A 24,330-nucleotide genomic window follows, 5' to 3' on the forward strand; every position below is an offset into this window, starting at 1 on the left:
TGAACAGCAGTAACTTTTTCTTAAAACCATTCCAGCAATGGTTTATCCTTATAACATAATTAGCAGTAAGGATAAGTTAATGCCTGGCACGCATAATAAAGCGCAACTACCTAGTAATCCAACTCTCAAAGAGATTAATTGGTATAAAAAGCAGATAAACTGGGGAGAGCTCCCGCCTTTTTATCATCTTGTTGCTTCTTCGGTCAGCGAATCTGAAGGAATATTGGAGCACGGATTTGATAACGCTGTAAAAAGCCTGATCAATAAACGCAATTGGAACTTAGACTTACTTGATGGCTATGAAGATGATTTTGGTGAAATACACACCAAGCATAAGCCGCGTATAGCGCTACACCAAGTATTTACCGACCGAGGCTTTGAGCTCTGGGCGCAACCCTATGCTAAAGATATAATTATTGATCAATACGTTAAAGATAACCGCTTTATGGAATTTAAAGTATGGGATCCGCATTCAATGAAAAACCTGATCCGCATAAATCAGCTCCATAAGTTTATTGGCTTTTATTTTGAGCGCGGCGACAAAGCCGATAAAGCCATTATTTTACATGCACATAAGGTAGTACATAAAATTATTAAATTTTTGCAGCAGGAATTGAACGTTGTAAAGCTTGATGGAGTCACAATAAAAGAACTCTACCAATTGTGCGAAAAAGACAGCCGTGCAAGCAGCGATGAAATTGACATAGCAAAAATTGCCATTGGTGAACAAATTAACAAGGAATAAAATGCAGCTAAAATCAGCCTTTATCACTTTATGCAGTGCCGCGCTTACCTTTAGCCTACTGGTTAGTGAGCCGTTAAAGGCACAAACAAACTTTACGCTACCCGATTTAGGCACGTCTGCGCTACAAGTTTTGCCACTTGAAAAAGAACAAGCCATTGGCGAAGTGATGATGATGCAAATAAGAGGCTCATCACCGGTAGTAAACGACCCCGTTTTAGACGAATACTTAACCACACTTGGCCGAAAACTTGTGGCTAATGCTAACGACGTGCGTTTTCCTTTTTCGTTTTTTTGGGTAAATAACAACGAAATTAACGCCTTTGCTTTTTACGGCGGGCATGTTGGTGTGCATACTGGGCTTATTGCGCAATCAGATAACGAAAGCCAATTTGCTTCTGTACTTGGGCACGAAATAGCGCACGTAACTCAGCGCCATTTAGCTCGTCGTATTCAGCAACAGCAAGATAACAGCGCACTGACTATTGCAGGCATGATAGCCGGTATATTAGCCACCGTTGTTGCTCCCGATGCAGGTATTGCTATTATTTCGGCTAACCAAACCCAAGCTGCGTTTAGCCAATTAACTCACAGCCGTGCTGCCGAGCAAGAAGCCGACAGAATTGGTATGCAAACCCTTAATAACGCCGGTTTTGACGCCCGTGCATCGAGTGAATTTTTAACTAAACTTTCAGCGCAAATAAGATATAAGTACAAACCACCCGCTTTTTTACTTACTCACCCATTGCCAGAGAGCCGTGTATCTGACGTACGCCTACGTGCAGAGCAATTCCCTGTGCGCCATTTAAACCCAAGCCTTGAGTTTAATTTAGCAAAAAGCCGAGTACTTGCTCGTTATGCCAATAAGCCCGAAAATGCCGAAGCGTTATTTAAAAAATTAATGCGCGAAAACAGTTACAACAATACCGCGCTTAAATACGGCTTGGGCATAAGCTTACTTGATCAAGATAAACTAGATGAAGCCGCCGAAATTTTAGAGCCGTTATTAGCACAAAGTCCTAAAAATTTATTCTATATCGATACCCACACCGATTTACTAATAGCGCAAAAAAAAGCCGACGAAGCGGTAAAGTTTTTGGCTGAACTAAACAACTATCGCCCTAACAACCAAGTTATAACTTTAAACTATGCAAATGCGGCATTAGAGGCTGAGCAGTTTGAATTAGCTGAAAACATTTTAAAAAGCTTTTTACTTGAAAAACCCGACCACAACTTAGGTAAACAGCTATTAGCCGATGCCTATAAAAAGCAAGACAAGCTTGCCGCTTATCACGAGGCCAATGCTGATGTGTTATCGCAATATGGCGCGTATATTAAAGCGGCAGACGAAATCCAAAAAGCGCTTAACTTCGTAGAACCCACAGAGCTGGTTAAACAGCAACGCCTAAAAGCCTTGCTTACTCAGTATCGCCGTTTACAAAAAGAGCTGGCAAGGCTTTAAGTCTGCCAGCGCTTGCCCTAAAATAGCGGCAAATTACATTTTGGAACTAATTGTATGTCAGTGACTATTTATCATAATCCACGTTGTTCTAAATCGCGTGAAACCCTCGCATTACTAGAACAAAACAACGTAACACCAAGCGTAGTAGAGTATTTAAAAACACCGCTTAACCATGAGCAAATAAGCCAACTTTTAGAACAATTAGGTTTTAGCTCAGCTCGCCAGCTAATGCGCACAAAAGAAGATGCATACAAAGCGCTTAACCTAAAAGAAGAAACCAACGAGTCAGCGCTAATAAACGCCATGGTAGACAACCCTAAACTTATTGAACGCCCTATTGTACAAAACAACGGTAAAGCAGCCCTTGGCCGTCCGCCTGAAAACGTATTAAGCGTATTATAATGACGACTCGCATTGTTGTCCTGTATCACTCAAGCCATGGCTCGGTTGAGGCTATGGCGCACGAAATAGCCGAGTCTATAGAGCAACAGGGTGCCACAGCCGTATTGCGTACCTTTGTTGCTAAAAATCCGCACGATATAGTAATTACAAAAGATGATTTAATAAATTGCGACGGCCTTGCGTTTGGCACACCTACCCGATTTGGCATGATGGCATCGCAAGCAAAAACGTTTTGGGAAACCACCAGCGATCTATGGCTAAAAGGCCAGTTAATAGATAAACCAGCCTGTGTGTTTTCATCGTCAAGCAGTATGCATGGCGGCAATGAAGCCACCTTACTTAATTTATCATTACCGCTACTACACCACGGCATGATGTTATTAGGGGTACCTTACGAAGTACCAGAGTTACTAGCTACGCAAACCGGCGGCACACCTTACGGGGCAACGCATGTAGCCGGCAGTAATAATACGAATACTTTAAGTAAAGACGAAATTAAAATATGCCAAAGCGTTGGTAAACGCCTCACTCACATTGCGAGAAAACTTCAATGAATACCGCTGACACCCCTGCTAAAAAGCCAATTACTGTAAAATTTCAGCGCACCGCTATTTTTGGCTATGTGGGTTTATTACTTTTATTTCCTCTGTGGATGTACTTTGTACCTCCGCTAAATGGCAACGCAAGTGTTGTATCCTTGTTTGTGCCTATAATCCCTTTACTGTTGCCCTTAAGAGGCTTTATTAAAGACAACACTTACACTTACGCCTGGGCTAACTTTGTTGTTATGTTGTACTTTATACACGGCTTAACCATGCTATGGGCTGCACCTGATGAGCTAATATGGGTGTTATTAGAGCTTGTGTTTGCCTCTGCCATGTTTATTGGCTGCACATATTACGCAAGGCACCGTGGGCAAGAGCAAGGCTTAAAAATACGTAAGCTTAAAGAAGAGCTCGCAGAGGAAAAAGCCGCTAACGAATACAATAAATAATGCTAATTCGCAAAATAAATTATTTAAGCTGAAAGCTGAAATAATACCAATCCGCATAAGTAATCTATTTTGAGGATGGAAAAACGTGTTGATAGCAAGGCAAAAAATTCGCTATTTAGTTGTTCTAAATGAGAGTTTTTTAACGCAGATAGCGACACGTTTAGCCCTGCAAAATGATTAGATATTATTGCGGATTGGTATAATAGCTTATACATACAAAAAACGCGCTTAACATAACAATGTAAGCGCGTTTTTTTAGGCTTTTAGTTTGCCATGGCGGCCGCTACACTAATTCGCTCAGTGCAGCCAGTGCAACTATGCTGGCTAACCCAAGCTGAGCAATTAAGCTCAACAACGAAAAAACACGCAACACAAATAATCCCCACGGGTGTTTTATATGTGGATAGAGCGCACAGCGCTTTAAGCTCGCCGCAAAGAAAAAACACACCGATGCAATCAATGTAAAAATTAAAGTCAGCTCACTTTTTATGGCAATACTTTCATCAAAAAAGAAATAGAGCTGCAATGGCAATAAAATAGTGACAATTGCGTGTAAGGCGTGCACCTTTTTAATGCGGTTAAACTGCCCTTCTGGCGAAAGCTCTTTTATACCAAAATCGCGCTCAAGGCATTTAACTAAATTGCTTGCTTTAATACTTACTGCTAACCGGTAACAGCTTAAGCCCTCGTTATTACGTGCTCTAAAGTCGTAACCTGCTTTTAGTAATAGCACCATAAGGGTTTCGTTTTTAGCTAACACTGCATAATGCAGTGCGGTATTGCCTAAGGTGTCTTGCGCTTTTTGATCCTGTTTAGCCAACAGGGTTTCTATCACATTTACATAGCCTTTTTCGGCTGCCCACATAAACGCTGTTTTATTGTTTTCATCAGCCAATGTACCAGTGGCACCTTGCTCTATAAAACGCATCGCCATGGTTTGCTTTGCGCTTTTTTGGCTTAAATGAGCAAGTAATGCTTTTTCAAGCAATACAATAGAATCAACATCCGGCGATACTTGCGTTAGCAGCGTAAAATAGTCTTTACCGTTTGCTACTTTTTGACTGGCAAGCTCTGTAAGTTCGTTTAAATCAGCAACCGATTCAGGTAGAAAAGCACTTAAACGCTCTCTAAAATCAACTTCTTGCCACAGTGCTAGCGTATCGTGTGCACTTAATTTGCTGCCACTATTTAGAGCATGTTCAATTAACGAAAAATAGCGTTTACTAAATAATAAGCTAAACAACGAAAGCGGCGTATCAAGTGCGTTTTGCGCCGCCACACTGGCGTATTTTTCTAAGCGCTGGCACAGCATTAGCGCCATTGATTCGCTGGTGTATTCGTTATCTAAATAATGATTTTTAACAGCAGCAATGTAAGCGTGCGCATCTTCGTCATATTCACTAATATGCTGAAAATAACACTCTTCAAAGGGTTCAAGCGGGGTTAACCATATCAAATAGTAAATGGGTGGTAGCACAGTGGTGCATACACCGTCATCTTCAATAGTAGAACGACATGCAGGCCAAGCTTCTAAAGCATCTAAAATAAAGGCACCGTTTTGTTCTACAAGTCCTTTAATAAGTAATGGGTATTCCTTTGGCCAAATCAGTACATTTTCCATTAAAACAGCACAACTCCAGTGTAGCTTGATGAGGCGTCAGTTATAGCAGTTTTTAGCTGACACCACGCTTAATCGACGTGCTGATATTCTATCACACCTTTTTTTTGCTGCGAGCTTAAAGTAGATGAATATTAAGAAAATATAAAAGCAGCCAATACACTTTAGTGCGGCTGCTTTTGTGGTTGGAGAGGGTCTTAATCAGGAAGTGAACTATTTATTTTTTAGTTCAGTAATTACTTGCTCTAAGCCTACATCAGAAATGCGTTGAATGATCTCTTTTTGCTTAGCGCTTAAAAGCGAAATACCTTCGGCAACAATGTCGTATACTTTCCATTGCTGGTCTTTACCTTGGCGCAGCTTAAAATGCAGATCAATCACGGGCGCATTTGGCTCAATAATTTGCGTTTTAACCGTCGCGTACTCAGAGTCGCTTTTCGCGGTATCTTGTTCAAATACCACTTGCTGGCCGGTGTACTTCATTAGCGCACCTGCGTAAGTACCTGTTAAATAATGCTCTACTGCATCAATAAAACGTACAGCTTGTTCGCGCTCAATGCCTTTTATGTGCTTACCAAGCAATTTAAACGACACAAACTTAATATCTATGTTTGGCATTAAACGCGTCTCTACAATGCGCGCCATATCGGCTTTGCTTGCATCGCCTTGTGCATTTACTTTTGCAATATCGCGAAAAAGCGTATCGGCAACGCCTTCAAGCATATGTTGAGGCGACTGCGCCGTTTGCGCAAATAACGCGCTGCTAAAAAAGGCAGCAGCAATAAAAATAGTGTTAAAAAGTTTCATGAGCGTGACCATGTGTGTGATTAAGATGTGGCTAAATTACGCGATTTTAAGCCACAAAAACAGACACAAAAATGCACCTTATTAATGCCAAAACAGCACCAATTAAATAAACTATTTATTTTCAATTAGTTAAGCCTTCACTGTTAACACCCCATAAACAAGCGGCATTTTGTCCTCATTGAAAATGTGAATGGCCCGCCCTTATCATTTATTTACTCATTCGACTCACACACCAATTTGGCAGTTATGAAAACGGTATATAAAACTTTTACACTTATTTTATTTTTAGTTATTTCTGTATGGGGTAACACGGCGTTTGCGCAGTCTAATCATGGTTACGCCGTAGATGTTCTCAAAGGCGAAGGCAACGTGAATGGCGTTAAGCTGGCTTATCAATATCATGCCCCTAGCTTACAAAACTTAGTGGGCGATGCGCGCTTTTATTTTGAAACCAGCGTTAATATGTGGGAATACCGCCATGGTGACAACTCGCAATCTAATCTTGTTTTGGCTATGTCGCCCGTGCTGCAGTTTCCTGCTTTTAGTTTTCATAATACCCCGTTTTATATTGAAGCAGGTATTGGCGTATCGCTTATTGATGAAACTAAATTTGCGGGCAAAAATATTAGTACTCACTACCAATTTGAAGACCGTATTGGCCTAGTTGCAGACTTTGGCCACACTAACGTAGCGCTTCGGGTTATTCATTACTCAAACGCCGGATTTAAAGAGCCTAACCCAGGTTTAAACTTTTTAACTCTTTCAGTGGCAAGGCGTTTTTAATCTTAATTCGTATTTAGTATCAATTTGCCCACTTAAGAATGTTAAGCATTAGGGTAAATTGAAATAACTAGCCACAAAAAAGCCCTGATAAATCAGGGCTTTTTATAATTAAAATACACTACTAGCCAACTAACCAATGCGCCATTAAGGCAATAACCGGCAGCGTAATAAGTGTACGTAAAATAAATATAACGAACAGCTCAACAATGTTTACCGGTATTTTACTGCCCAGTAAAAGTGCACCAACCTCAGACATGTAAATTAGCTGAGTTACGCTCATTGCGGCAATAATAAAGCGAGTTACATCACTTTCAATGGTGCCCGCAGCTAAAATTGACGGAATAAACATATCGGCAAATCCCACCATAATAGTTTGTGCCGCGGCCTGTGCTTCGGGTACTTGTAACCACTCTAAAAATGGCACAAACGGCATACCTAAATATTGAAATACCGGCGTGTGCTCAGCAATAATAAGTGCAAATGTTCCTACGGCCATTACAACAGGCAGTACACCAAACACCATATCAAGTGCATTATGTACACCCTCTTTTAAGGTACCTTTAAAGCCCGACGAGTTATTGGCTTTTGCTAATGCTACATCAAGTGAGTGCCCTACTAAGCTTTTACCCGTTGGGATAGCCTCAGCATCGCGATTTGGCTCACTACCATCAATAAGCAAGTCTTTTTTAAAGCGAAGTGGCGGTAAACGCGGCACAATAATAGCGGCTACCACACCGGCTAAACATACGGTGGCATAAAATGGGGCAAATAAGTGCTCTAATTTCACTTGGCCTAAAACCACCAAGCTAAACGTAATAGAAACCGCCGAAAACGTAGTACCAATAATAGCGGCTTCGCGCTGCGTGTAGTGCTTTTGGTCGTACTGCCTTGCGGTCATTAAAATACCAACACTGCCATCACCTAACCACGACGCAGTACAGTCAACTGCACTTCGCCCAGGTACGCCAAATACAGGGCGCATTACTTTGGTTAGCATAGTGCCTGCAAGCTCTAATAACCCAAAGTTAATTAGTAAAGGCAGTAATAAACCGGCCAGTATAAATACCGAGAACAAAACAGGTAATAAGTCGTTTAATACCAAAGCGCCTGTGTTTGCAGAGGTGATTGCCTCGCTACCTAACCCTAAATGGGTCATTAGCACAAACGCCATACCGAATAAACGCACCACTAACCACACTACACTTACATCAAATAAATGTTTTAACAGGGGTGATTGGCAAATAGCGGCGGGTTTAAATACTTTGGTGATCACCGACATAACGCCAGTAATACAAATAATAAGGGTAATAATTGCTTGCGCAGAGCCAGACATCAACGCTTGCACGCCTTTAGCCATTAACGCAATAGGAATGGTCATCCCGTCTGCGGTAGGAATAGGTGTCATAAATAAAAACACACCAATTAACGACGGTACTAAAAAAGTAAACCAAGTGCGCCACGTATAGTGCCCGCGAGGAGGTAACTGAGACATATTTTTTAATCCATAAAAACTACAAAAAGAGCAAAGCGCTCTTTTTGTAGTAAAAACTTATTATTAATTATTAAATTTTGATGCCGCGCTGAATAAGTGCTGCTTCTAACGCTTGTTGTAAACCATTCATGGTGCCAGGTTCGAGTGTTTCACCTTTGTCATCCATCCAGGTTAAGCTTGTACCGCCTTCTTTAGTTTTGCTCACTAAAATTTGGTATTGGCCTTCTTCAATAGGAAGCTGCGCAACTTCGTCGCCCCAAATAGAATCCCATACACTGCTTTCTGGCTTGTTGTAGTCGGCAGTTATTAAGCCGGTATCGGTTTTAATCTCAACAATAGTAAACGATAGGCGTTCTAAAAAGCCCGAGAAGCGATCGAATACTGCATCGTATGATTGCTCAGTAACAAGTGCAGCATTGCCTTTGTTATCAAAGCCCATTTCTAAAGAAATAATACCTTGGCGCTTGCGGTTTTCTACTTCTAACTGACGATAGCGATAATCAAATTCAGCCACAACTTGGTTAAGCGCGCGTACTTCTAATTGCTGCTTAAGTAAATCGGTTAACGTGTCATCACCTTTAAAGTCAATAAGTTCAGCGCGTAACGAAGCAGTACGCTGATGCGATTTTTCTTCAATTGTGAATCTAAAACGCTCTTGGTTTTCGCTTACCTCATCGCCCCATAACCAGCTCTCTTCAGCTTTAATTATTGAGTACCAGTCAGTTTCGATAATACCAAGTAGCTTATCTTCTTTTGTGGTTGTTGCATTATTTTCGGCAATAACCGCTTTAATTGAGTCCCAAACAAATTCATCTAAATCAACAATGCCATCGTTTTTATCAAAGTAAATACGCGCTTGTTTATCGCCCTCTTCTACCCAGCTACCTTTAGCAACAGTTAAAACCTGTGCTGGTGGACGATAGTTTGTTGCCTCAGGATTGTTATCGTATTGGCCCACATCCATTTTATAAACCGGATCTTGCGCTGGTTGAGATAACGATGGCGGGGTTTTAACACCTTCATGCGTACGATAATTGCGTTCGTTGTGCGCTTCATTAATAAAAACATTACACCCTGATAAACTTACCAATACACTCACTGCAAGTGCTTTTGGGATCCAATACTGCACAGATATTTCTCCTTAGCATACCCTTTAATTGTTTTACACGTATATGAGTGGGTAATACCGAATTTGGTTCAGTGTAAAATCAACATTAACTTTACATTTATTATTTGGCTGTCTAATTGCAATAAAGTTCACACCTAAGTGTTATAAAATCAATCACAACAAAAAGACAAATTTTAGCTATGGTACTTTCCTGTGCCAGTAAAAACAAGGAACACAACGCTTTAAAGCGCCTTTAATTAAGCGCCTATGTAGTTTAGGGCGCTTTTTGTGTTAAACTTCGCCGCCGTGCAACGTAGTGTATGCGCAGCGGGCTATACCAACTCGGTTGTTATATTTCAAAAAACGTAGGTATTAAACTTCATGACTGCATTTTCAAATCATCAAATTGTTTTAACCGCTATTGGCGAAGATAGACCGGGAATTGTAAGTGAACTTACACAGCTTGTAAGTGATTGTCATTGCAACATTATAGATAGCCGAATAGCTATTTTAGGCAGCGAATTTACCTTTACCATGCTGCTAAGCGGCGATATGTCGGCCATTAGCCGCATAGAGCACACCTTGCCTACTAAAGGCATGGAGCTAGGCCTACTCACCATGATGAAGCGCAGCACCACTCGCCACACCGAAAGTGAATTTTGCGCAGGCTATACCCTTGAATACACAGGGATAGACACCCCAGGTACACTGAGTAAAGTAACGCGTTTTTTTGCCGATCACCACATTAGTATCTGCTCATTAAAGTCAGACACTTACGATGAAGAAACCGACACTAAAATGCGCTGCGAAATTGAGTTTAATATCCCAGTAGAGGTTGATATAGACCAATTTAAAGTGACCTTTGAAAACCTTTCGCACAATCTTAACGTAGATTATATTTTTAAACGTATTCGCTAAGGAGCACAGCATGAACAAAATTAGTCCATTACAAGCCGGTGATACAGCACCAGAATTTAGCTTACAAAACCAAAACGACGAAACAGTCACCCTAAGTGAGCTGTTAAAAGAGCAACAAGTACTGGTGTACTTTTACCCTAAAGCCTCTACACCGGGTTGTACGGTTCAAGCCGAAAACTTACGTGACCAACAAGCGCAGCTTGCTCAATTTAACACCCGCGTTGTAGGTATTAGCCCAGACCCTATTAAGCGCCTTAAAAACTTTGAAACTAAAAAAGAGCTTAACTTTGATTTGCTCGCCGATGAAGATCACGCCATTGCTGAAGCATTTGGCGTATGGGGCTACAAAAAATTTATGGGTAAAGAATACGACGGTATTCACCGCTTAACCTTTTTAGTAGGCCAAGACGGTAAAATTAAACACTTATTTGATAAATTTAAAACCAAAGATCACCACCAAGTGGTGTTGGATTACTTAGCGGCGGAATAAGTTAGCTGTAAGCTGTAAGCTGTAAGCTGTAAAAAATATGCAAAAGCGTTTCTCTAGGGCAACGCTTTTTTATTAGCGTTTATAGAATGAAGTACAGTGACTCGTTACATAATTAATTAACCATAAGCGCCACTTGAATATATAAGCTCGTAACTGTGGCTATAAATTTCTAAAATATTGCCAAACGGGTCTTCCATGTAAATCATGCGGTATGGTTTTTCCCCTGGGTAATAATAGCGAGGCGCTTTCATACGCTTTTTACCACCTGCGGCCACTATTTTATCAGCGAGTCTTTCTACATCAGGGTCTTGTACGCATAAATGAAATATTCCCGTTTTCCAATACTCAAAATTATTTTTTGGGTTTTGCTGATTTTTAAATTCAAATAGCTCAACCCCCACCCTATCTCCTGTTGATAAATGGGCTATTTTAAAACTACCCCACCCAGCACCAAATACATCAGTACACATTTCACCAATCGGTGATTTATCTTCTGTTATTTGTGTGGGTTTCATAATTAAATACCAGCCCAGCACTTCAGTATAAAATTTAACAGCTTGCTCTAAGTTTGGCACTGACACACCAATATGCGAAAACGTGCGCGGATAAGGCATTGGCGAATCGTCTAAGCCATTTGCTTGCTTGCCTTTATCAGCTGCTTGCAGGTTGGCATTAGCATTTAAACTTGTAAACAGCATAGGCAGCGCGGCAGCACCCAACCCAGCAGCCGATAACTTCATAAAGTCTCTACGATTTAACTCTTTTTTATTCATGGCATGTTCCTTAACGGCAAAGGCGTTAAATGTAATTAAAGGAATTAATTAGCCATGATAAATGAATGTAGTAAGGACAAAAAATTATCAAATATGATATTTATGATTACGTTTTGTGATGGTGGTTGGAAGGAGTATTTAATTCATATAGTGTTATTTGAATCAACACTATATGAATTATTGGCTGTAATTATGCAATTGCGCTTTCTCGCATGCTTTTCTCTATGGATAGGCTTTCTCGATATTCAGCAGCTTCTGCTTTCAGCGTCCAATGAACATCTAAAATACCACTCACTTCTACAGCTTGTTTCACTTCAGATATCGTTGTTTTAAAAAACTCTTTTCTTGAGTTAATCTTATTAACTGAGCATAAGTTGAAACGACGATGAAGTTCTTTTTCCAAAGTTGGTGCGTCCTCACTAAATATCATTGCATGAACATCAAAAGAAAACGGGACAGATGCATCTCCAAGCTCTTTAACACGGTCCATTGGTTCTAACCTTCGAGTCATACCTATTTTAAATACTTCTTCACCAAAACTACCAATGTTACTGATGACATAAACATGACCACGTCTAGTTTGTTGTGCCATAGAAATAGCTCTTTGCCCTTTATCCTCAGCTTCTTTTAATTGATTTTCTAAATCAAACAACTTGGCTTCATAGTCAGCTTTTTGTTCATCATTAGCAGCTAAAAGCTCTTCCCTGACTTTTTTTAGCGCTTTTTGAATTAATCGTTCTTCCTTCTCAGCTTCTTTTCTTGCTTTTTCGATATCTCGTAGCGCTTTTTCCTCTTCACGTATCTGTGCCCGAATTTCAGCTTGTTCTTCTCGCTCAATTCTTTTAAGTTCACTGACCGCGACTGCCCACTTCAGCTCTGTTAAACGAGCGTTTAAATACTTTTCATTAATCCGCGCACTACGAAACGGTACGCCATTGTGATTTACTAATGCAAAAGCATCTAAAATTTCTTGGTTTATCTTCCCAAAATTGTCGTGTTTTACTTTGGATAATGCACTATCTACTTTGCCGTTAAAAGCATCAACTACAAAATGTATTGCGTATGTTTTTCTATGGTGCTCGACATAATCGCAATCGCCTGCAAAACCATCTTTAACCATTTGGCGGATGTTTTGACGTATTAATTTTAACTCGACTCCAGCCTCTTTATGGCTAAATTCATCAGCTAAATCATCTAAAACTGAGTGATTTGGTATTATGTAGTCGTCTTTATAGCCATCGATAGTATTTCGCATAGCTTTAATTGCTTGTTCATAGATATCTGCTTTTTCTTTAGCCTCGTAAGCATCACCAGCAATTTCTTTAGCTTGCTTAACTGCAAATGATGTAATTCGATCTGCCTCTTGATTAGCCTCAAGGCGAATTTTCTCAGCTTTTTCTTTTGCTTCTTTAAGCTTTTGGTTCCCTTCGGCTTTATACCCTTTCAGGGTTTCTCTTGTAGTAACAGCTTCTAGTTCAATGTCATTCGCTAAATCCATTGCATTTTGTTTTATAGTCTTTGCTTCCAACTCAGCTTTTTCTAGAAGGTCTTTAATATAGTTTTCTACTTGAATAATTGGGCTGTATTTATCAAGTAACTCTTTATTTTTAATTGATGTGTTCTTAATTTCTGCTCTTGACACATCAAGCTTGTCATTCAATGAATCTATATTTTTTTTAGATTGCTGCTTTAGGTTTTTAACCGTGCTGTACCAGCTAAAACAAATGATTATAACTACAAATGCGAGTATTGAACTAAGAAGTTCCATATCTAAATCCTTTTATTAAATTAACTACAGACCGTATCACAGATTAGCTGTACTTGATAAATGTATAGCAATACAAACCCACTCTTAAAAGCATTTGAAAATAATGGGGCTGGTAGTTTTATAAGAGTTCTCTGTTTAAAATTAAGTGGCTAAATACCAATCTATTTGATAAAAAGATAAAAAAGGAGAATTTAATTTTGAGTAAGGCAATCAAGTTTAGAGTGTATTTAGTCGCATTGATTATATGTGTTATTGGCTTTATGTTTTCACCAGCGAGTAGCCAGTTTTATACAAACCCGTTTTATATTGGCAGTTTTATTTTTGCAATCGCGCTGATTATGAATGTTATTAATTACTTTTGCCCAAATTGTAAGAAAAACCAGGTAATGCAATCAGCTACTAGCTATCGCCTGCCAAAAAATAAATGCTATCACTGCGGGGAAGAAATTAATTAGCCTTTTCGGATGGCGCTTTGCTTATCCGACCTACGCGTTTAAATAAGCTGGTGTGGTGGTTTATATAAAGAGTGAGCAATGAAGTTGTGGTGTTGGGTTTCGTTTCACTCAACCCAACCTACTAGAGAACCTGAGGGGTCAAATCTTGACTTCATACATCATAAATTAATTAGCTATTGATATTCGCCGAAACTTAAATAAGTTACGGTGTCGGATGGCGCTTCGCTTATCCGACCTACGCGTTTAAATAAGCTGGTGTGGTACTTGATATAAAGAGGGAGTAATGGAGTTGTGGTGTTGGGTTTCGTTTCACTCAACCCAACCTTGTATCTACGTAATATAACTTAACGCCGAGCAGCTTATCGCTTACAGCTAAGCACTTACAGCTGCTCTTGCGCTTTAGCTAATCCCTAAATACTTATGTACTTGCACCGATAAGCGCCAGTTTTTGGCAATACAAGTGTCGATGGCTAATTTGGTGGCTGACACTTTTTGGCTGATTGGCTGTAAGTATACAAGCTTCGGGTTAACACCTGTTTTGGCAAATAGCGCTTCAAGCTCATCTACGTGCTTTTGCATCGCTACTGGGTGCTTTATCTCGTTGGCGCGCTTCATGGCGCTGGTAAGTACTTCGTAGCCGCCGCGCATGTTAATTTTAGGCGATACGGTAACCCAGGTTTGCTCAGGGGCGAGTATTTCAAAGGTGCCGCTGGTTTCTATTTGTGTTGTAAAGCCGTTATCGTGCAATAGCTTACACACTGGGTTTAAATCGTACATACACGGCTCACCGCCGGTAATTACAACATGCTTGGCTGTATAGCCACGTGATTTAAACAGCTCAAGTACTTGCTCGGCGCTGGCATCGGCCCAATGATCTGAATCGGCTTTTTTTTCTACCGTTTCATCAAGCGATACTTTGTACACGTTATCGACTTCCCAAGTTTGTTTAGTATCACACCATGCGCAGCCCACTGGGCAGCCTTGCAAACGCAAAAATATTGAGGGTGTGCCGGTAAAACTTGCTTCACCTTGGATGGTTTCAAACACTTCATTAATTTTGTACAAAAGAGATCTCACTTACTGCCTAGCTGCAAAATTGCTACTATAAAAGACGAAAAAGCGCTGCCCAAAAATTGTTATTTAAGCTGCGGCCGTGTAGTATATCGCGCCCTGATATAAACCTCTATTAAAACTAAAGAGCAATCCAGATATGACGCAAAAAGTAGTTGTTATTTATTCCGGCGGTATGGATTCGTTTACCGTATTAAATAAAGCCTTACAACAAGGCCATGATGTTTATGCCCTTTCATTTGACTATGGTCAGCGTCATGTTAAAGAGCTTGAAGTGGCTGCAAACGTGTGTGAAAAACTCAACGTTCCACATAAAATTGTAGATATATCAGCTATTAACCAGCTTATTGGTGGCTCATCACTGACTGATGATATTGATGTACCAGAAGGTCATTACGAAGAAGAAAGCATGAAAAGCACCATAGTGCCTAATCGTAATATGATTTTGCTTTCGCTGGCGGTTGGTTACGCTGTGTCTTTAAAAGCGAGCAAAGTATATTATGGCGCGCATTCGGGCGATCATGCTATTTACCCTGATTGCCGTCCTGAGTTTGTGCAAAAAATGGATGATGTATGTCGTATTGCTAATTACGACGCTGTAGAAATTTTTAGCCCGTACCTAAATAACACAAAAATTGATATTTTAACCGATGGCATAAAAATGGGCTTAGACTACAGCCAAACATGGACTTGTTATAACGGACGCGAAAAAGCCTGTGGTAAATGTGGCGCCTGCCAAGAACGTTTAGAGGCATTTTCGCTTAATAACGTCACTGATCCAATCGAGTACGAATAACGCTAGTTATGGGGTTTTCAGTGAAAGCACGGTTAGTTTATTAGCGCTGAACGCAAAAAGGCTATCATCTCGATAGCCTTTTTTGTATTTGCTTGTAAATTACAACCAGCGTTTTACTTTGTTTTTATACTCTGTGAATTCTTGACCAAATAATTTGCTAAGCGCCCGCTCCTCAGGAATTATTTGAAAAAACGTTAAATAAGCAATAAACCCAGCAACACATAAAAGTGCCCACAGCGAACTAAGCCAAATACCCCAGCCAGCTAAAATAAACGCAAAGCCTACATACATAGGATTACGTGAAATTTTATATACACCACTGGTTACCAACTTTGATGCTTGCTCAGGCTTATTTGGATTAACTGTGGTACGTGCAAATTTAAAGCTTACTACCCCGGCTATACAAAATGCGCACCCTATAATGACTAAGCTTGCTGCTAAATAGGCAATAAACGCTGTAAAATCAATCACACTGTAATGGGCTATTAACGCCATAATGCCTGCAAAAACGAGCACGACAATAACCGGAGGTATTTTATTATTTAACATAGCAACTCACTGTATTGATTATAAAATATAGTTCTAGAAGTCTGTAAACACTATACCCGTTTGCATTAATACACAATTAAATACAAGGTTAACGCTGGCATAGAGCGCGTTAAAACTGCTGATCAAAGCAACACAATAAAAATGTTGGCTTTAAAGTCACACGGTTTAATCTCAAATAGACTTATTAATTACGCCATTAGTTATTAAACAATAACGCAGGTGTATCAATGATGAACACAACTCCACGCTGCAATCGACAAATAAAGTTACAATTGTCAGGTTTAACCGCTGCTAAATATGGTTATACTTTATGCAACAGTTAAAACTATAAAAAGGAAGTGGTTATGTCAGGCACTACAATGATAGTACTTATTGTGCTTATATCGGTTGGCTCTGGGGTTATTTACGATATGTACAAAAAGCACCTTGAATTTAAACACAAAATGCAAGATAGCAACCAAGATGCCAATAAACAACTGGCCGAGGTAAGTGCCCAAGTGGTTGCTTTAAAAGAGCGCGTACAAACGCTTGAGGCCATAGTGACAGACTCAAGCTACACCACAAAAGAAGAAATTAACCGCCTTTAAAAACGATATAAATGTGCATTTTCTGGCTGCTCTATACCGTGGGCAGCTAAAAACCCATCTATAGCTTGGCCGCAACCTTGTGGCGCACGCGAACTATCAATTTCAAAATTAAGCTTATTTGCATGTTGCTTGCCAAGCGAGCACAGCCCCAACACTTTTGGCGAGCGCATTGCCACACTAAGTGCACCAATTTTTTCTACGCAATTGTGTTTACTAAAGCGGGCAAACCCTTGGTATTTAAATTGCTCACTCACATACTCATTACTAATATCAACCAGGGCATTAATAAGGCCATGTAAAAAGCTATTTGCGCTGCTATCACTGGTTAAAAATGCAAAGGTTTTATTATTAAATTCAGTAAGCTGGCAAGTATTGCAGTGTAATTTTAAGGTGTATAACCACTGCTGCGAGCTTAGTTGCTGCATAGCACTTAGCGATACCTTATCACCTGCAAATACTACCCGTTTTAATAGCTGCTCAATTGTGCAATGTTGCTCATTGCCCTGCGGCGCGTGTGCAATAACAAGCTCTGCATTTTGTGCCATAACTGGTAAATCATGATGATTATTAAATGGCGTGCTGGTTGTATTATTGCTGTGAGTAAGTTGAAACAGCTCTCTTACCTCGTGCTCTCGCGCTATTTTAAGCGCTAAAAACGCTGTTTGAATAATCTCGGAGGTTGGTAAGTTTTCCTCTACTATCCAGCGTCTGCCAAACAGTAATTTTTTTGCTGTGCCCTCACCCGCGTAACTACTGGTTTTGTAATTATCGGGGCTGAGTACGGCAACTTGTAAATAAATTTGTTGATCTTTTTGTGCAGCAAGCACTCTAAAGTGCGCTGAAAAATTTATATTTTCTAGTACTTTATTAACGCTTTGTAAGGTGTGTTTATAGCGTAAAAAGTGCTGTGGAACTATCCAGCTGTTATTAGCAAGTTGCACTAATGGAGCATACGAAATTGGCTGCTCGTAGCTGTTTTGCCATTTTTGCTCTGCACTGAGCAGCGGCTCAATGCGACTTTTTTTATCTGACATACATAAACCAAATAAACTCGCGCAAGGCGATATAATCTATGTTGATGTTACGTTTTTGCGCCTTGCATTAGATCACACTATTAGAGCTAAATAAGCCATTTTTAAGCGTCGCTGAGTTTTTTATAATCTGTTATAACTTTTTGATAATAAAGCTCATCTTTATTAAGCATTTTATTATAATGAGTGAGTAATTGTTTAAGGTATTGCCTGTGCGATGCATTATTTAAATCCCACATGCTGTTACCAGTAGATGTGAGCAACGTTGTGCTACGTTGACTTACCTCTATAAGCTCATAATAGCGGTTGTTTTCAGTGATTAATTGCTCGCTTTCAAGGCCAAAGCCTAATTTGGCTAAACCACTGCGCAAATGATAAGTATGGTGTATAGGGCAAACTATAAAACGGGTGCTTGCTACAGATGCAGCGCAATTGTTTTTAATAATGCCAGTAACAAGTTTTAGTAACAGCTCGCCGCCAACACCTGCAATAACTACAGTATTTAACGCATTTGGAACGAGCTTTATTTCTCTTACATCTTGGCAATGTACTTTATATTGCGCACCACTTGGCAGTGTTTGGCTAATATTTTTTAGGTGCTCGCTCAGCTCGGCCATTATTTTATCTACCACATCGACAAAATTAACCTGTTTTGCAGCGCGGCGCTTTAATAGTGCAATGCCTAAGTAACCATGATCGCAGCAGCAATCCCAAATAACATCAACGGGGTTAGTAATTAACGCATTAATTGCGTTTAAACGCTTACTCAGTTTCATTTAATACCAATTAGCTTAATTAAGTGATCTATTTTGAGGCTAAAAAAACGTGTTGATAGCTAGGCAAAAAATTCGCTATTTAGTTGTTCTAAATGAGAGTTTTTTAACACAGATAGCGACACGTTTAGCCCCTTAAAATGATTAAGTATTATTGCGAATTGGTATAAGTTGCGGTATGCGCCGTTTTATACACTAACGCTTTTAAGCTTTTATTGCTGTCTACTTCTACAAAACGGGCCGTTGGTGCAAGGCGCTCAACAAATTCTATTGCTCCTTGGGTGTGCTCGTTTATTAAAGCTTTAAACGCATCTTCGCTAAGCTCTGGGCTATTAGCGCATAATAAAAGCTGTGTGGTATCGCACAGTAGTTCGGGCAATCTGCGCAGCACCTTTTGATAATCTTTAGTTAGAATAAAGCTGCCCTTTTGAAAGCTTGGCGGGTCTACAATAATTAAATCAAACGGCGCTGCTTTTTTTAATTTACCAAACGACTTTAAAATATCGTGCGGTAAAAAACTCACTCCGCGTTCGAAACCATTAAGTTGGTGGTTTTGCTTACCTACTTTAAGTACACCTTTGCTCATATCCATGTTCATAACGTGAGCAGCCCCGCCTTGCATTGCCGCAAGCGAAAAACCACACGTGTATGAAAACAAATTAAGTACTTTTGCATGTTTACTATTGGCAGAGACAAACTCACGCCCACTTCGCATATCGGGGAATATTCCGGTGTTTTGGCGGCTTGTTAAATCCACTAAAAAACCAATGCCGTTTTCTTTTACCACATGTGGCGAGGGAAGATTACCATGCACTAAACGATTGCTGCTTTGTACACCCGCGCGCTGTTGATACACCAATGCAGATATCAATTCAGGGTGATGCTGTTGCGCCCACGCCCAAAGGGTACTGCTCAGTGTATTTAACGTGGCTTCGTCAATTTCTTCGTACGAAATTAAAAACAAGCTTGGCGGATAAAAGTCTAAATTAATATGGCTTAGCGATACCACGCTATGGCCGCGACCATGAAATACGCGGCATAGTTCGTTTTGTAGTAATGGCGCATCTTCAAGCGCGCTTATTAGGGGCGAAAAATCGGGTGTCATTTAGTTAATCAACTGTTGTTGTAGTTCGTGTATTTCGTCGCGTACAGACGCGGCTTTTTCAAATTCAAGATCGCTGGCATAAGCATGCATTTTGCTTTCAAGCTGTTTAATTTGTGTGGCAATTTCTTTCGCACTGAGTATTTTTTTAGACTCTTTACGCACCAGCTTAAGGTTATCTTTTGGTGCGGCTTCTTCGCCCACATCCATAATATCGGTGATCTTTTTAACCAAGGCTTGCGGCTCAATGCCGTGCTCTATATTAAAGGCGTGTTGTATTTCGCGGCGGCGCTGTGTTTCGCTAATCGCTTTTTCCATCGATTTAGTTACTTTATCGGCGTATAAAATGGCGCGCCCGTCGAGGTGACGTGCAGCTCGGCCAATGGTTTGAATAAGCGAACGTGCTGAGCGTAAAAAGCCTTCTTTATCGGCATCTAAAATGGCAACTAGCGCCACTTCTGGCATATCTAAGCCTTCTCGTAATAAGTTAATACCCACTAACACATCAAATACACCGGCGCGTAAATCACGAATTATTTCAACGCGTTCTACTGTGTCTATGTCTGAGTGCAGGTAACGTACTTTTACGTTGTGCTCGCTTAAGTAATCGGTTAAATCTTCCGACATGCGCTTGGTAAGCGTAGTTACCAGTACTCGCTCACCTTTTTCTACACATTTATAAATTTCTGAGAGTAGATCATCTACTTGAGTGCCTACAGGGCGTATTTCTATTTCTGGGTCTAACAGGCCAGTTGGGCGTATAACTTGCTCTGCTACTTCGCCTGCGCTGCGCTCTAATTCAAAATCACCCGGCGTTGCCGATACATAAATCGTTTGCGGTGCTATGGCTTCAAATTCTTCAAAGCGCAATGGGCGGTTATCCATCGCCGATGGCATTCTAAAGCCATATTCAACTAGGTTTTCTTTACGGCTTCTATCGCCTTTATACATGGCACCTATTTGCGATACGGTTACGTGCGATTCATCGATGATCATCAATGCATCATCAGGAAGATAATCGAGTAGTGTTGGTGGCGGATCGCCCGGTGTACGCCCCGACAAATAACGGCTGTAGTTTTCTATGCCCGAGCAATAACCAAGCTCGGTCATCATTTCTATGTCGTATTGTGTACGCTGCGCTATGCGCTGCTCTTCTACTAATTTATTGGCACTTAATAATTGTGCTCTGCGTTCTTTAAGCTCAGCTTTTATTTTTTCTATGGCATCAAGAATTTTTTCGCGAGGCGTAACGTAGTGCGTTTTAGGGTAAATAGTGGCACGTACTATGTGTTTTTCTACAGCACCGGTAAGGGGATCAAAAATACTGAGGCGCTCTATTTCGTCATCAAACATTTCTACACGTACTGCATAGGTGTCTGACTCAGCAGGAAATATATCAACAACTTCGCCACGTACACGGTAAGTACCACGGCTAAAGTCAATGTCGTTACGGGTATATTGCAGCTCAGCTAAACGGCGCAGCATATCGCGTTGGTCGACCTGTTCGCCTACTTTTAAAAGCAGCATCATTTTCATGTATGAGTCGGGGTCGCCCAAACCATAAATAGCCGACACAGAAGCCACTATTATGGTATCGCGGCGCTCAAGCAATGCCTTAGTAGCACTTAAACGCATTTGCTCTATGTGCTCATTAATAGATGCATCTTTTTCTATAAACGTATCGCTGGCAACCACGTAGGCTTCTGGCTGGTAGTAATCGTAGTAAGATACAAAATACTCAACTGCATTATTAGGAAAAAACTCTTTCATCTCTCCATATAACTGTGCGGCTAGTGTTTTATTATGCGCCATTATTATTGTTGGGCGATTTAAATCGCTAATAATATTGGCCATGGTAAATGTTTTACCTGTACCTGTAGCACCGAGTAAGGTTTGATGCGCAAGCCCGGCTTCTAAGCCTTCTTCAAGCTGTTTAATCGCTGTGGGTTGATCGCCCGCGGGTTTAAATTGTGACTTTAGCTCAAAGTGATCACTCATTCATTTACTCCGTTACCGTGTTACTGCATATTGCATCTAGCTCTTTTACAAACCATTTGTACGCGACTAACCCTGTGAATACATTACCGATTGCAGCGCCAATAAATAAGCCAATTAAGCCACCTAGCATACTGCCTACATAAGCAAAAGGCAGGTAAAACACAAACAAACGAATAATACTTAAAAACAATGCATTCATAGGTTTGTGTAAAGCATTAAACGATGAGTTTGATAAAATGATCACCCCTTGAAAACCATAACTTAGCGGTATGGTGTATATAAAGAGCTTAATAACATCGATTACAGCTTGTTCTTTACCAAATAATTGGCTTATTACCCCTGACAGCGCAATGAGTAAAATATAAATAGCAAATTGCCATATCATCACAAATTTAAGCGTACCAATGTACGCCTCTTTTACGCGGCCTAATTTACCTGCCCCAAAGTTTTGGCTAACAAAAGGAGGCAATGTCATCGATAAGGCCAGCACTAAAATACTGGCAATTGATTCAATACGGCTGCCCACACCAAAAGCGGCAACCGCTTCGGGTCCATGATTGGCAACGAGTGCGGTCATCACAGCCATTGCTACTGGGGTAAGCATGTTAGCCCCCGCTGCGGGTAAACCTATTTTAAGTACTTTTTTAATTGCACTTGCCGCAGTTTGATTACCGGCTTTTAAGCTTAGTAGTCGCTTTTTAACGCCCAGCACATATAAAATAATAATAACCGCTACGCCCCAGGCAATAACACTGGCAATAGCGGCACCTTGAATGCCTAGTGCCGGTACTGGGCCCCAGCCAAATATCAAAATAGGATCGAGTATGGCATTAATAAGCCCTGCCCCACCCATTACTATGCTGGGTGTTTTAGTATCGCCACTGGCTCGTAATACCGAATTACCTATCATAGGGGTAATTAAAAATACGCTGCCAATAAACCAAATATTCATATAATCATGAATAAGTGGCAGCACTAATTGTCCGGCCCCTAATAAAGTGAATATTGGGTCGATTAGTAAATATCCAACAAACGAAAGTAAAATAACTAATAGTAGCGCCACAATAAGCGACACACTGGCATCAAATCGCGCCTCTTCTATTTTATTACTGCCTAAGGCTTTCGCTATTACCGCTGATGTACCAATACCTAAACCTATGGCTAGGCTTATTACCGTAAAGGTTACCGGAAACGTAAAGCTTACCGCTGCAAGGGGCTCTGTGCCCAACATACTGATAAAAAATGTATCGACTATATTGAACATCATTAGCGTGACCATGCCAAATATCATCGGAATGGTCATTTTTTTCAATGTAGGCAAGATGGGATCGTTAAGTAAATCTGGGCGTGATTGAGAATGTGAAGTTTCGCGCATGGAATAAATAAGCCTCTTTTACTGAGCGAGCCATTTTAAAGCATCATAGCAATTCAAGCCACGGATTTATCAATGGATTTCATACTAATAATAAAGCAACAATTAAAAAAATAGCTAAAGTTGAATTTTTAAGCATTTGTGCACAAATACGCCCTTAGAGCGCCATAAAACAATAAGTGAACATTTTTATTACTTTTTTAACATTTAACCCTGCAAATTCGCTGAATTTTTACACAGCGCGGTATTAATCTTTATCGTAACGAATTAATTTACTCATCGTTGCATGGTAATTCAGCATGCATTTATAACCCTATGTTTTTTATAGTAATAAAAAAATCGTTTTAAAAGCTTGAAATCGTTGTAGCGCCCTAAAACTCTGGTCGGGACAGTGTTCTTAAAGTTTCATAAACAGAGTTATCCACAGAAACCGTGGATAACTCAGCTGAGCCCGCATTTATAAAGGCTTGCGCGCTGGCTAAAATTCAGCTCAGGTCCAACCTTTGCTCAAAGTTAAAGTTAAAAACTTATCAATGCTTACAAACAAAAAATTAAGCTAAGCCAAATCTTTGTGCCTAATACAGCTATAAGTGTCTTAATTAGTTAACGCCAATATTTAGCAACTTATTGATTGTTTTGTTTTTGTACAGCTTTTTAAAATAAAGTTTTCAACCACGGCTTTATTAGTTTAACCCCTCTTAAATACCGTAATACGAAAAAACTACCCTACTGGATTTTTTAAAAAGATCTGCTAGCTAAATTTATACTCGGTTTTATGACAACCAGGTTAAATACAAATTTACTGATTTGCCGCGATAAATTTTGTCTCAGCGGCATTTTTTACACATAAATTAAACAATGGCTATTTTATCGGCGCTGTTTTTTTCACATTGGTGTGAGTCTAAATAGAGATTTACCGCCGTGTTTTGCATAAATAGAGTTATAAAATGCGCAGATCGAACATAAAAACAACGAATAAACTTCTTTTTTAAATTTATGACTTTTATATGTTGACACTTTGCGGCTCCATCATTAATATTTCGCCCCGTTGAAAGGCATGACGCTTCCCCCTTAGCTCAGTTGGTTAGAGCGACGGACTGTTAATCCGCAGGTCCCCCGTTCGAGTCGGGGAGGGGGAGCCAAGTTTTTCAATCATAAACGATTCCCCCTTAGCTCAGTTGGTTAGAGCGACGGACTGTTAATCCGCAGGTCCCCCGTTCGAGTCGGGGAGGGGGAGCC

23 protein-coding genes, 2 tRNA genes and 1 pseudogene are annotated in these 24,330 nt (G+C 40.3%); 12 read left to right on the top strand and 14 right to left on the bottom strand.

Features of this window, described 5'->3' with window-relative positions:
* Positions 1–79: 79 nt before the first annotated feature.
* From MTN96_RS32005 to MTN96_RS32025, 5 genes are read left to right on the top strand one after another with little or no spacing between them, the layout of a single operon-like run.
* Positions 80–745, top strand: a complete 666-nt coding sequence (locus MTN96_RS32005; protein WP_004589173.1) for a hypothetical protein — start codon at positions 80–82, stop codon at positions 743–745.
* 1 nt (position 746) lies between these two features.
* Complete coding sequence (locus MTN96_RS32010) at positions 747–2,204, top strand: M48 family metalloprotease (protein WP_024034211.1); 1,458 nt, start codon at positions 747–749, stop codon at positions 2,202–2,204.
* 54 nt (positions 2,205–2,258) lie between these two features.
* Entirely contained in the window at positions 2,259–2,606 is a 348-nt protein-coding gene (gene arsC / locus MTN96_RS32015; RefSeq protein WP_029772483.1) for an arsenate reductase (glutaredoxin), read from the top strand.
* Positions 2,606–3,160 carry an NAD(P)H:quinone oxidoreductase gene (gene wrbA / locus MTN96_RS32020; RefSeq protein WP_248462853.1) on the top strand — a complete coding sequence of 185 codons (555 nt, stop codon included), beginning with the start codon at positions 2,606–2,608 and terminating at the stop codon, positions 3,158–3,160. The genes arsC and wrbA overlap by 1 nt, the downstream gene beginning before the upstream one ends.
* Positions 3,157–3,600, top strand: coding sequence for a DUF2069 domain-containing protein (locus MTN96_RS32025; RefSeq protein ID WP_024034209.1), 444 nt, complete (start codon positions 3,157–3,159; stop codon positions 3,598–3,600). Before wrbA ends, MTN96_RS32025 begins: the two co-directional genes overlap by 4 nt.
* A 283-nt stretch (positions 3,601–3,883) precedes the next feature.
* Here the strand turns inward: MTN96_RS32025 and MTN96_RS32030 are convergent, their stop codons facing one another.
* Together MTN96_RS32030 and MTN96_RS32035 are read right to left on the bottom strand one after the other, a co-directional pair.
* Complete coding sequence (locus MTN96_RS32030) at positions 3,884–5,221, bottom strand: ankyrin repeat domain-containing protein (RefSeq protein WP_004589168.1); 1,338 nt, start codon at positions 5,219–5,221, stop codon at positions 3,884–3,886.
* Positions 5,222–5,431: 210 nt separating this feature from the next.
* On the bottom strand, positions 5,432–6,025 hold the full coding sequence (locus MTN96_RS32035) for a phospholipid-binding protein MlaC (protein WP_248534147.1): 594 nt from the start codon (positions 6,023–6,025) through the stop codon (positions 5,432–5,434).
* Between the two features lie 246 nt (positions 6,026–6,271).
* On the opposite strand from MTN96_RS32035, the gene MTN96_RS32040 reads away from it, so the two are divergent.
* Entirely contained in the window at positions 6,272–6,808 is a 537-nt protein-coding gene (locus MTN96_RS32040; protein ID WP_029772479.1) for an acyloxyacyl hydrolase, read from the top strand.
* A 121-nt stretch (positions 6,809–6,929) separates the two neighbouring features.
* Here the strand turns inward: MTN96_RS32040 and MTN96_RS32045 are convergent, their stop codons facing one another.
* A complete protein-coding gene (locus MTN96_RS32045) occupies positions 6,930–8,300 on the bottom strand; it encodes a YjiH family protein (protein ID WP_029772478.1) in 1,371 nt (456 codons plus the stop codon).
* Positions 8,301–8,370: 70 nt separating this feature from the next.
* Entirely contained in the window at positions 8,371–9,429 is a 1,059-nt protein-coding gene (gene bamC, locus MTN96_RS32050; protein ID WP_029772477.1) for an outer membrane protein assembly factor BamC, read from the bottom strand.
* Between the two features lie 360 nt (positions 9,430–9,789).
* Here bamC and MTN96_RS32055 point away from each other — a divergent pair, with 360 nt between their 5' ends.
* Positions 9,790–10,326: a glycine cleavage system protein R gene (locus MTN96_RS32055; RefSeq protein ID WP_024034205.1), complete on the top strand. Its 537-nt coding sequence runs from the start codon at positions 9,790–9,792 to the stop codon at positions 10,324–10,326.
* A 10-nt stretch (positions 10,327–10,336) separates the two neighbouring features.
* Complete coding sequence (gene bcp / locus MTN96_RS32060) at positions 10,337–10,816, top strand: thioredoxin-dependent thiol peroxidase (protein ID WP_029774548.1); 480 nt, start codon at positions 10,337–10,339, stop codon at positions 10,814–10,816.
* A 116-nt stretch (positions 10,817–10,932) separates the two neighbouring features.
* Here bcp and MTN96_RS32065 read toward each other — a convergent pair whose 3' ends face one another.
* From MTN96_RS32065 to queE, 4 genes and pseudogenes are all read right to left on the bottom strand, one after another.
* A complete protein-coding gene (locus tag MTN96_RS32065; protein WP_248534153.1) occupies positions 10,933–11,430 on the bottom strand; it encodes a lactoylglutathione lyase family protein in 498 nt (165 codons plus the stop codon).
* A 78-nt stretch (positions 11,431–11,508) separates the two neighbouring features.
* Positions 11,509–11,589: pseudogene (locus MTN96_RS37095) on the bottom strand (twin-arginine translocation signal domain-containing protein); the annotation flags it as partial.
* Positions 11,590–11,779: 190 nt separating this feature from the next.
* Positions 11,780–13,357: a DUF4041 domain-containing protein gene (locus MTN96_RS32075; protein WP_248534149.1), complete on the bottom strand. Its 1,578-nt coding sequence runs from the start codon at positions 13,355–13,357 to the stop codon at positions 11,780–11,782.
* An 854-nt stretch (positions 13,358–14,211) separates the two neighbouring features.
* Positions 14,212–14,877: a 7-carboxy-7-deazaguanine synthase QueE gene (queE, locus tag MTN96_RS32080; protein ID WP_055255637.1), complete on the bottom strand. Its 666-nt coding sequence runs from the start codon at positions 14,875–14,877 to the stop codon at positions 14,212–14,214.
* Between the two features lie 145 nt (positions 14,878–15,022).
* Here queE and queC point away from each other — a divergent pair, with 145 nt between their 5' ends.
* Positions 15,023–15,679, top strand: a complete 657-nt coding sequence (gene queC, locus MTN96_RS32085; protein ID WP_004589469.1) for a 7-cyano-7-deazaguanine synthase QueC — start codon at positions 15,023–15,025, stop codon at positions 15,677–15,679.
* Between the two features lie 99 nt (positions 15,680–15,778).
* Here queC and MTN96_RS32090 read toward each other — a convergent pair whose 3' ends face one another.
* Positions 15,779–16,228 carry an isoprenylcysteine carboxylmethyltransferase family protein gene (locus tag MTN96_RS32090; RefSeq protein WP_248534151.1) on the bottom strand — a complete coding sequence of 150 codons (450 nt, stop codon included), beginning with the start codon at positions 16,226–16,228 and terminating at the stop codon, positions 15,779–15,781.
* 344 nt (positions 16,229–16,572) lie between these two features.
* On the opposite strand from MTN96_RS32090, the gene MTN96_RS32095 reads away from it, so the two are divergent.
* On the top strand, positions 16,573–16,815 hold the full coding sequence (locus MTN96_RS32095; protein WP_024034198.1) for a hypothetical protein: 243 nt from the start codon (positions 16,573–16,575) through the stop codon (positions 16,813–16,815).
* Here MTN96_RS32095 and MTN96_RS32100 read toward each other — a convergent pair.
* The 5 genes from MTN96_RS32100 to MTN96_RS32120 all read right to left on the bottom strand — a co-directional run bounded on the left by MTN96_RS32100 (position 16,812) and on the right by MTN96_RS32120 (position 23,094).
* Entirely contained in the window at positions 16,812–17,849 is a 1,038-nt protein-coding gene (locus MTN96_RS32100) for a hypothetical protein (RefSeq protein WP_096041473.1), read from the bottom strand. The two genes, MTN96_RS32095 and MTN96_RS32100, sit on opposite strands and share 4 nt — an antisense overlap.
* Positions 17,850–17,950: 101 nt before the next feature.
* A complete protein-coding gene (locus tag MTN96_RS32105) occupies positions 17,951–18,622 on the bottom strand; it encodes a tRNA (adenine(22)-N(1))-methyltransferase TrmK (protein WP_096041472.1) in 672 nt (223 codons plus the stop codon).
* Positions 18,623–18,770: 148 nt separating this feature from the next.
* Positions 18,771–19,724, bottom strand: a complete 954-nt coding sequence (locus MTN96_RS32110; RefSeq protein WP_096041471.1) for a class I SAM-dependent methyltransferase — start codon at positions 19,722–19,724, stop codon at positions 18,771–18,773.
* On the bottom strand, positions 19,725–21,719 hold the full coding sequence (gene uvrB, locus MTN96_RS32115) for an excinuclease ABC subunit UvrB (RefSeq protein WP_096041470.1): 1,995 nt from the start codon (positions 21,717–21,719) through the stop codon (positions 19,725–19,727).
* Between the two features lie 4 nt (positions 21,720–21,723).
* Complete coding sequence (locus MTN96_RS32120) at positions 21,724–23,094, bottom strand: MATE family efflux transporter (protein ID WP_096041469.1); 1,371 nt, start codon at positions 23,092–23,094, stop codon at positions 21,724–21,726.
* Positions 23,095–24,156: 1,062 nt separating this feature from the next.
* Between MTN96_RS32120 and MTN96_RS32125 the strand changes: the two genes are divergently transcribed.
* Together MTN96_RS32125 and MTN96_RS32130 are read left to right on the top strand one after the other, a co-directional pair.
* Positions 24,157–24,233 (top strand) — tRNA-Asn (locus MTN96_RS32125).
* A 21-nt stretch (positions 24,234–24,254) separates the two neighbouring features.
* Positions 24,255–24,328: transfer RNA gene (locus MTN96_RS32130), tRNA-Asn, on the top strand.
* Positions 24,329–24,330 lie beyond the last annotated feature (2 nt).

Source organism: Pseudoalteromonas sp. 2CM28B, from assembly GCF_023161935.1.

Coding starts and splice junctions, on each gene's coding strand:
- MTN96_RS32035 (WP_248534147.1), bottom strand. CDS start 6,025: ATGAAACTTTTTAACACTATTTTTATTGCTGCTGCCTTTTTTAGCAGC.
- MTN96_RS32030 (WP_004589168.1), bottom strand. CDS start 5,221: ATGGAAAATGTACTGATTTGGCCAAAGGAATACCCATTACTTATTAAA.
- bcp (WP_029774548.1), top strand. CDS start 10,337: ATGAACAAAATTAGTCCATTACAAGCCGGTGATACAGCACCAGAATTT.
- MTN96_RS32010 (WP_024034211.1), top strand. CDS start 747: ATGCAGCTAAAATCAGCCTTTATCACTTTATGCAGTGCCGCGCTTACC.
- MTN96_RS32120 (WP_096041469.1), bottom strand. CDS start 23,094: ATGCGCGAAACTTCACATTCTCAATCACGCCCAGATTTACTTAACGAT.
- MTN96_RS32045 (WP_029772478.1), bottom strand. CDS start 8,300: ATGTCTCAGTTACCTCCTCGCGGGCACTATACGTGGCGCACTTGGTTT.
- MTN96_RS32090 (WP_248534151.1), bottom strand. CDS start 16,228: ATGTTAAATAATAAAATACCTCCGGTTATTGTCGTGCTCGTTTTTGCA.
- MTN96_RS32055 (WP_024034205.1), top strand. CDS start 9,790: ATGACTGCATTTTCAAATCATCAAATTGTTTTAACCGCTATTGGCGAA.
- wrbA (WP_248462853.1), top strand. CDS start 2,606: ATGACGACTCGCATTGTTGTCCTGTATCACTCAAGCCATGGCTCGGTT.
- MTN96_RS32100 (WP_096041473.1), bottom strand. CDS start 17,849: ATGTCAGATAAAAAAAGTCGCATTGAGCCGCTGCTCAGTGCAGAGCAA.
- MTN96_RS32075 (WP_248534149.1), bottom strand. CDS start 13,357: ATGGAACTTCTTAGTTCAATACTCGCATTTGTAGTTATAATCATTTGT.
- arsC (WP_029772483.1), top strand. CDS start 2,259: ATGTCAGTGACTATTTATCATAATCCACGTTGTTCTAAATCGCGTGAA.
- queC (WP_004589469.1), top strand. CDS start 15,023: ATGACGCAAAAAGTAGTTGTTATTTATTCCGGCGGTATGGATTCGTTT.
- MTN96_RS32040 (WP_029772479.1), top strand. CDS start 6,272: ATGAAAACGGTATATAAAACTTTTACACTTATTTTATTTTTAGTTATT.
- MTN96_RS32025 (WP_024034209.1), top strand. CDS start 3,157: ATGAATACCGCTGACACCCCTGCTAAAAAGCCAATTACTGTAAAATTT.
- MTN96_RS32065 (WP_248534153.1), bottom strand. CDS start 11,430: ATGCCTTATCCGCGCACGTTTTCGCATATTGGTGTGTCAGTGCCAAAC.
- MTN96_RS32095 (WP_024034198.1), top strand. CDS start 16,573: ATGTCAGGCACTACAATGATAGTACTTATTGTGCTTATATCGGTTGGC.
- MTN96_RS32105 (WP_096041472.1), bottom strand. CDS start 18,622: ATGAAACTGAGTAAGCGTTTAAACGCAATTAATGCGTTAATTACTAAC.
- MTN96_RS32005 (WP_004589173.1), top strand. CDS start 80: ATGCCTGGCACGCATAATAAAGCGCAACTACCTAGTAATCCAACTCTC.
- uvrB (WP_096041470.1), bottom strand. CDS start 21,719: ATGAGTGATCACTTTGAGCTAAAGTCACAATTTAAACCCGCGGGCGAT.
- MTN96_RS32110 (WP_096041471.1), bottom strand. CDS start 19,724: ATGACACCCGATTTTTCGCCCCTAATAAGCGCGCTTGAAGATGCGCCA.